The organism is Moorena sp. SIO3H5, assembly GCF_010692395.1.
Classification (GTDB): domain Bacteria; phylum Cyanobacteriota; class Cyanobacteriia; order Cyanobacteriales; family Coleofasciculaceae; genus Moorena.
In genome coordinates, this window is record NZ_JAAHHS010000409.1 from 1 (window position 1) to 6603 (window position 6603).

The window sequence follows — 6603 nt, forward strand, 5'->3', positions numbered from 1 at the left end:
TTATCGATTAAAGCTCAGATTTTTAATTTGGCAGGATTGTGCTAAGTTTCCGTGACATACTCCCAACGCTAATTACTTCGCTATAGCTACTTAATATAGCGTGTGCTTCTCAACTTGCATCGAGAACTTGGTGCTTCATTGGGAATCCTACGATTCTTCCTCCACACCCAGCTTGACCGCTAGACCTTCAACGGCTGCCATACCTCTATTTACGATGATTTTCCCACTAGCCACATCGCGAGGCATGACGATATGACATTTTGGACAACTATGTATTCTGACACTCAAGTCTTTAGGCACATCAGCCCCACATTCAGGACAAAGTTGACTACTGCCTTTAGCATCAACTTTTTGATAGTAAGTCCCAGTCTTGCGACAAACCCAATCCAAGATATTCAAGAATTGACCAGGCGCACTATCCAAGACGTGCTTGGCAAGCATACCTTTGCTCAATCCCAAAATGTTCAAATCTTCAGCAAAGATCATTCCTGCCTGACGGCAAAGATGATGGCTAACTTTGTATTGAAAATCTTTTCGCTGATTACCAATCTTTTCGTGCAGCAAAGATATTTTGTGTGTCAAAGCTTGATAAGATTTACTTCCTTTTTGTTTCTTACTCAATCTGCGTTGCAGCCATTTAAGCTTGCTTTGAGACTGAATGTAGAACCGAGGATTATCAATCAATTCACCTTGGCTGGTAGCGACAAAACTGGAAATCCCCCAATCAATACCCAAGGGGTCACCATGAGGCATCGGATCGGGGATAGATATGTCAGAGTGCAAAATCAGTTGAGCATACCACCCCGAAGCTTTCATCAGGACTCGAACCTGCTTGATAACAAATCCTTTTGGAATAGCTCGATGCAGAACAATCGGCATCTTACCAATCTTAGGTAGTTTGATTTGCCACCCAATAATCGGATTCGATTTGAACTGAGGGAATACAAACGAACGATAACGTCCAACCTTCTTGAAGCGTGGAAACCCAAACTGTCTCTGTTGTCTGATCTTAAATGCTCTATCAAGTCTCTTGAGAGCATCTTGAAGGACTTGAGAATGTACAGCCTGAAATTCACGAATGCTTTTCTTGGCGACTGTCAGTGCGTTCTGTTGTTTGTAGTAGTCAGGATATGGTTCTTCAGCAGAGATAATATATTCCTGCCTGAGACTACAAGCGTCAACTCTACACTTACGGCTATTGATCCAGTCTTTTCGTTGTCGCAGTGCGTAATTATAAACACGCCGACATTGTTCGAGCCAATCAAGCATCTTTGCTTCTTGGTCGATATCTGGATGAATGCGATATGTGTAAGTCATGCTTTCCATAGAAATAGTCTAACAAATATTGCCGTCTTGTTAGACTATTTATCCGATTGCCAATTATCACCCCATCGAGGGGTTCAATTGGCTTGGGTTGTCCATGTATCCCAACGCCAAATCAAAGATTTCGCGCGCGGACTTATAGCCCCCCAAACCCCCCAAAACTTAACTCTTCGGGGTAGTGCTGGTGTAGTAGGTTAGGGCTTGTTGGTGGGGTGCCTCCGGATCACATTAAGTCACTGTGATTATGTAACGGTGAAACTCCCCAAAACCCAAAATAAAATAACTTTGTTTACGGGTAAGTATTCAGCTATCAGCCTATGCGCTACGCGCACGCGTGCGCGTAGCGCATAGGCTATCAGCTTATGAGCTATGGGCAAGCTACACCGAACAGCTTTTGAATAAGCGATGCAGTGGCCTCACGAGGGTTTACCCCACTCGCGCTTGGGATCAAGACAACAGGTAAGCATTCGTTTAATCTGAGTGAAGTCACAGGCTGGAAGCCTGTTCCACAAAGCTGACGGCTGACCACTGACTGCTGAATGCTTACGTTTACGGCAGTGACTCACAAGCGATACCATCTTTATCACGGTCTAGCCGGTAGGGGTCGCCGGGAAAGCCATCAAGCACCTGTTGGGCTTCAGCTTGAGTACTGAAATCTGAACAATTGCAATCTGAATTCACGCAATCGGGAAATTCAGGTTCTGCAGCAACAGACGAGACAGGTGTTGTGTTACTAACTATCTTGGCAAAACGAACCTCAGATAAGCCAATCAGACTTGCCGGTCCATAGTTGGAGAGAACATCGATTCTGGCAAACTGAGCTTTCACATTAGGAAAAGAGAAGATAGTAGCGGGAATCTTGGTTGCAGGTCCTTTAGGCAGAGTTAGGGTTGAAGATTTAAAAACTGGATCACAAAAATCTGCGTTGTTAGAAAGAACTAAGATAAAATCTTTGATACCCCGATTAGTTGCCGTTGTATTGAAAGCATTGTAATTCCAGAGGGCTAGTGTATTCAATACGACTGGGCTGCCAAAGTCAAAGTCAAAGTTTACATCAGCTGCCGTTGCACCATTTTTTAGACTAGCTGAGAGAAAGTCAGCTGGATTTCCTCCAGCTACGTGGATTTTATCCAGTTCCGTGCCGCTACCAGTCAGTCCATTTCCATTGAAAATGTTAACTACAGCTCCATAATTAGGTTTGAAGAAGCCTTTATTTAAGTTAATAAAAGCAGTTGGATGTAGGATTTCAACCTCAGAACCAGGGCTGGAGACGTTAGGCTCTGTTTGGGCTAGGGCTATATCGGGGTAACTAGTCAGTGATGCTGCCGATAGTAGCATCAACAGAACTGTCATCAAAAAAGATTGAAAGCTTCTCAGTAAATTTTTTTTCACTATTCTATGATTGAGATTACTTTCAAGACTTTACGTGAATTTGTCCAATTTATCAACCCAATTATATACTTCATTCGTAGTATATAAATACCACCTAATCCGTCATAAAATTACATATTTTTTTTATAAATAATCATTGTTTCCTTGTTTGATTTGTGGTATTTGTCTGATTCATCGGGATTTAACTAGAGGGGAAAAGTAAAGTTGCCAGCAAATATCCCCTCTTTTAGAGGTTTTTTATTGCTTAATTACCGATAGTCCCAAACTAATCAATTCCCAAACTAATCGATTACCAAAAAACCATCAATCCCTCTCCCTATCCCTGACATCCGTTAAGCCATCCGTTGCCAAGAAGACCTTATTTCAAGTGTTGCGAGTAATCTTCAGAAGATTCAGGGTTCAGCTCCCAGCGGAGGTGGTCACGAACCTCTAACTTGTCCCGAGTTTGCACAGCTTCACCATCAACTGAAGAAATCCCCATGGACTCCAGCAAGTCTTCAGTTACATTTTGATCAGGAGTGGGCGTTTGTCCTCCAACTGCTTCTTCACCCACTACTTCAGCCTGATACCAATTGTCATAAATATCGCCACCGGTCACATTGCCACCGGATAGTTTGCTAGTTTTCAACTTCTCCAAGGTGCGTCCCATCCCAGTGTCACGGTCAACTACACCCTCAAAAATCCGGTCAGGGTCTTCTATTCCAGTCAGGTCTGCTAAAAAGACTTCTTCTGTATTACGGTTGTCAGCATACCTTTCCTCTCGTTTCAGAATTTCATAAGAGTTGACTACATCTTTGTTGTAATTTTTCATGCTCGTTACTCCTGAGTAGTGTCATTGTTTGATTCATAAATAATCTCCTTCTACTTAAATTGTACTGCTAAAATAATTAAAATTAACAAGCACTATCCCCATGACCATCACTCCCCTAAGCCCACCAGCAGAACGAATCCAACTCTCTGGTATCAGTTGGCAAACCTATGAAACATTACTTAATGAATTGGAAAATCATCGCCGCTTACGGCTTACCTACAATCGTGGCAACCTAGAAATTATGGCTCCTTCCCCTGAACATGAACTTTATAAAAAAGTAATGGGTCGCTTTGTTGAAACCCTAGCTGAAGAATTAAAAATTAGGATTTATCCTTGTCTTGATGCAGTCGCTCATGGGGGAAACCCCCAAGACCGCGCTGCATCGCTTAGGGTCAACTACCTTTAAACGTCCAGAAATTAGTGGAGCCGAACCTGATGAATGTTTCTACATTAACAACATAGATGGTGTTAAAGGTAAAAAAAGGCTTGGCCCAGAAGACCCAGGACCAGATTTAGTTGTTGAAATTGATATTACCAGACGTTCAGATGACCGCTTTGATATCTATTCAAATCTAGGTGTACCTGAAGTCTGGATTTATGATGGTAAATCTTTCACCATTAAGCAACTCGAAAATCAAGACTACGTTGTTGGAAATCAAAGTCTATACTTTCCGAATTTACCACTTTCCGAAATTGCCCAATTTTTAAAACAAGCTGAAACCATGGACTATTTAGAATTGGTGAAAGCTTTTCGGAGTTGGGTGAGAAGCCAAATTTCGCAGTAACGGTCAGTATGATAATCAGTTTAAGGTTAACTGGTTGTAACCCTATGCGATCGCTCTTTTTTAAGACAGATAAATTATCAGACGAATTACCAGTTATGTAGATTATGCGATCGCTCTTTTTTAAGACACATAACTGGTAATGTTTCAAGAACTAATTTCAGAGGGTTCACCTGGAAAATTTTAAAAAATTGCTCCTCTTTGAATTAGCTCAAGCTTAATGGATTCATCAATTCCTACAATATATGCGAATCGGGCATTTTTCACGTCAGCATCACTAAGGTTAGCAGCAAACAGGTCAGCACCAGTGAGGTTGGCATCACTAAGGTTTGCACCAGTGAGGTTGGCTCCACTGAGGCAGGCACGACTCAGGTTGGCTCCACTGAGCTTGGCACCAAAAAGACTGTAACGACTTAGGTAGGCACGACTCAGGTTGGCTCCACTGAGGTCGGCATCACTGAGGTTAGCACCCCGGAGGTTAGCACCCCGGAGGTTGGCACTAAACAGCTCGGCACCCCTGAGGTTGGTACCTCCCAGGTCTGCACCACTGAGGTTAGCATTTTTCAGGTTGACACGAATTAGGTTGGCTCCACTGAGGTCCGCACCACTGAGGTTGACACCACTCAGGTTAAAATTACTGAGATTAGCACCACTGAGGTTGGCATTACTGAAGTTGGCACCACTGAGGTTGGCTCCAATTAGGTTGGCTCCAATTAGGTTGGCTCCAATTAGGTTGACACAAATCAGGTTGGCTCCAATCAGGTTGGCTCCAATCAGGTTGGCACGAATCAAGTTGACACCACAGAGGTTGGCATCACTTAGGTTGGGGCGAATCAAGTTAGCACGAATTAGGTCCGCACCACTGAGGTCCGCACCACTCAAGTCCGCATCACTGAGGTCCGCACCACTCAAGTCCGCATTACTGAGGTCGGTACCACTCAGGTCGGCACGAATCAGATTAGCACCACTGAGCTTCGTATACTGAGGTCCGTATCACTGAGGTTCGCACCCCTTAAGTCTCGACCCACAGCTCCACCCCTGGCAATCTCTGCCACTAGACGCCATTTATGATCAAGCTTGCTATTGTCTTCATCATCTGAACTTTCGTTCAAAATTTGAATATCTTTAACAGGAAAACCACTTAATTGTTTTAGGTCTTCTGATTTTATCCGAGCTTCAAGCCGTTCGATAGCTTCTTGATACCCTTCTAGGATTAAGCGGCTTGGTTTAATATCAATAATGTTGATCGTGTATCCTGAAGATTGTTGTAAAATAGATTCAATCAGTTTTGAAGGTTGAACTGAATTTATATCTCCTTCTAAGACAAGAATAGCTTTAATTTTTTCACTTTGTCTCTCGATTACAGTCTCTTGGTGCGTCAGGGCTTGACTGTGCTCCACACTCTGCACCAGCTCTGAGCTACTACAATCAGTTTTGTTTAGTTGTTCTGATGCTTGTTCTTCTGCTATTCCCGCAATTTCTTTCCAGTCTAGGGTCAATCCCTCGCATATCCGTTTAAATAAATCAAGCTGAATGGGCTCTGATTTAAAAAATTTGGTAACTGTGTAGTGACTTATCCCTTGTGACTTGGGAAAGTTATTTTTTAACTCAAAGCCTAGCTTTTCCAAAGCATTTTTCGCTGTTTCAATACCTTTTGAAGAGGCGGCGATAGTTAGTTTTTTAGTTTTATTACCCTGGCTAAACTCTGTCATAGTCTTACTGATTTAGCATAACTATAGCATCAGAAGTGTTGAACAGAGAATAGGCAATAAGGAATAGGGAACAGGGAATAGGGAATAGGGAATAGGGAACAGGGAATAGGGAGCAGGGAACAGGGAACAGGGAATAGGGAACAGGGAACAGGAACTAATAGTAAAACAATTCTGTGTACCTCATGAGTCCTATAAACGCTATAATTTCAATTATTTTTACATAGTTTACCTGCTCCAATCATTTTTTTTACCTATCTCTAAACCCTTCAAAGAAAAACTGTAAGTATTCAGCTATCAGCTATCAGCTATCAGCTATCAGCTATCAGCTATTAGCTTATAGGCTATGGGCACGCTACTTTACGAATAGCTTTTGAATACAATAAGCTGACCACTGACCACTGTTCGCGTAGCCCATAGGCTGACCACTGACGGCTGACGGCTGAATGCTTACTAAAAACTTATAAAAACCCTTGACAAATTAAAATATAATCATTACAATAATTAATATAAACTCACAAGGATTTAAAGTTCTGACTTATGAAAAAATAATAAAAACAAAACTACAAAAAACAAACTAATGAAA

General features: G+C 42.2%; 7 protein-coding genes and 1 pseudogene. 2 read left to right on the plus strand and 6 right to left on the minus strand.

Going from position 1 to position 6603, the window contains the following annotated elements; translation table 11 throughout:
* Positions 1-147: 147 nt before the first annotated feature.
* The 3 genes from F6K52_RS29695 to F6K52_RS29705 all read right to left on the minus strand — a co-directional run bounded on the left by F6K52_RS29695 (position 148) and on the right by F6K52_RS29705 (position 3526).
* Entirely contained in the window at positions 148-1317 is a 1170-nt protein-coding gene (locus tag F6K52_RS29695; RefSeq protein ID WP_293087253.1) for a transposase, read from the minus strand.
* Between the two features lie 555 nt (positions 1318-1872).
* Positions 1873-2676 carry an excalibur calcium-binding domain-containing protein gene (locus F6K52_RS29700; protein WP_293087256.1) on the minus strand — a complete coding sequence of 268 codons (804 nt, stop codon included), beginning with the start codon at positions 2674-2676 and terminating at the stop codon, positions 1873-1875.
* A gap of 397 nt (positions 2677-3073) precedes the next feature.
* On the minus strand, positions 3074-3526 hold the full coding sequence (locus F6K52_RS29705; protein WP_293087259.1) for a DUF6335 family protein: 453 nt from the start codon (positions 3524-3526) through the stop codon (positions 3074-3076).
* A gap of 100 nt (positions 3527-3626) precedes the next feature.
* Here F6K52_RS29705 and F6K52_RS37130 point away from each other — a divergent pair, with 100 nt between their 5' ends.
* Entirely contained in the window at positions 3627-3932 is a 306-nt protein-coding gene (locus tag F6K52_RS37130) for a hypothetical protein (RefSeq protein WP_364420349.1), read from the plus strand.
* Complete coding sequence (locus F6K52_RS37135) at positions 3868-4311, plus strand: Uma2 family endonuclease (protein WP_364420352.1); 444 nt, start codon at positions 3868-3870, stop codon at positions 4309-4311. The genes F6K52_RS37130 and F6K52_RS37135 overlap by 65 nt, the downstream gene beginning before the upstream one ends.
* 180 nt (positions 4312-4491) lie before the next feature.
* Here the strand turns inward: F6K52_RS37135 and F6K52_RS29715 are convergent, their stop codons facing one another.
* From F6K52_RS29715 to F6K52_RS29720, 3 genes and pseudogenes are all read right to left on the minus strand, one after another.
* Positions 4492-5220, minus strand: coding sequence for a pentapeptide repeat-containing protein (locus F6K52_RS29715; protein WP_293087263.1), 729 nt, complete (start codon positions 5218-5220; stop codon positions 4492-4494).
* A pseudogene (locus F6K52_RS37140) lies at positions 5221-5265 on the minus strand (hypothetical protein); the annotation flags it as partial.
* On the minus strand, positions 5262-6020 hold the full coding sequence (locus F6K52_RS29720; RefSeq protein ID WP_293087267.1) for a hypothetical protein: 759 nt from the start codon (positions 6018-6020) through the stop codon (positions 5262-5264). The pseudogene F6K52_RS37140 and the gene F6K52_RS29720, both read right to left, overlap by 4 nt.
* Between the last annotated feature and the right edge of the window lie 583 nt (positions 6021-6603).

Bases quoted from the DNA above. Each gene is read 5' to 3' on its own strand.
- F6K52_RS29720 (WP_293087267.1), bottom strand. From the start codon at position 6,020: ATGACAGAGTTTAGCCAGGGTAATAAAACTAAAAAACTAACTATCGCC.
- F6K52_RS37130 (WP_364420349.1), top strand. From the start codon at position 3,627: ATGACCATCACTCCCCTAAGCCCACCAGCAGAACGAATCCAACTCTCT.
- F6K52_RS37135 (WP_364420352.1), top strand. From the start codon at position 3,868: ATGCAGTCGCTCATGGGGGAAACCCCCAAGACCGCGCTGCATCGCTTA.
- F6K52_RS29695 (WP_293087253.1), bottom strand. From the start codon at position 1,317: ATGACTTACACATATCGCATTCATCCAGATATCGACCAAGAAGCAAAG.
- F6K52_RS29700 (WP_293087256.1), bottom strand. From the start codon at position 2,676: ATGACAGTTCTGTTGATGCTACTATCGGCAGCATCACTGACTAGTTAC.
- F6K52_RS29705 (WP_293087259.1), bottom strand. From the start codon at position 3,526: ATGAAAAATTACAACAAAGATGTAGTCAACTCTTATGAAATTCTGAAA.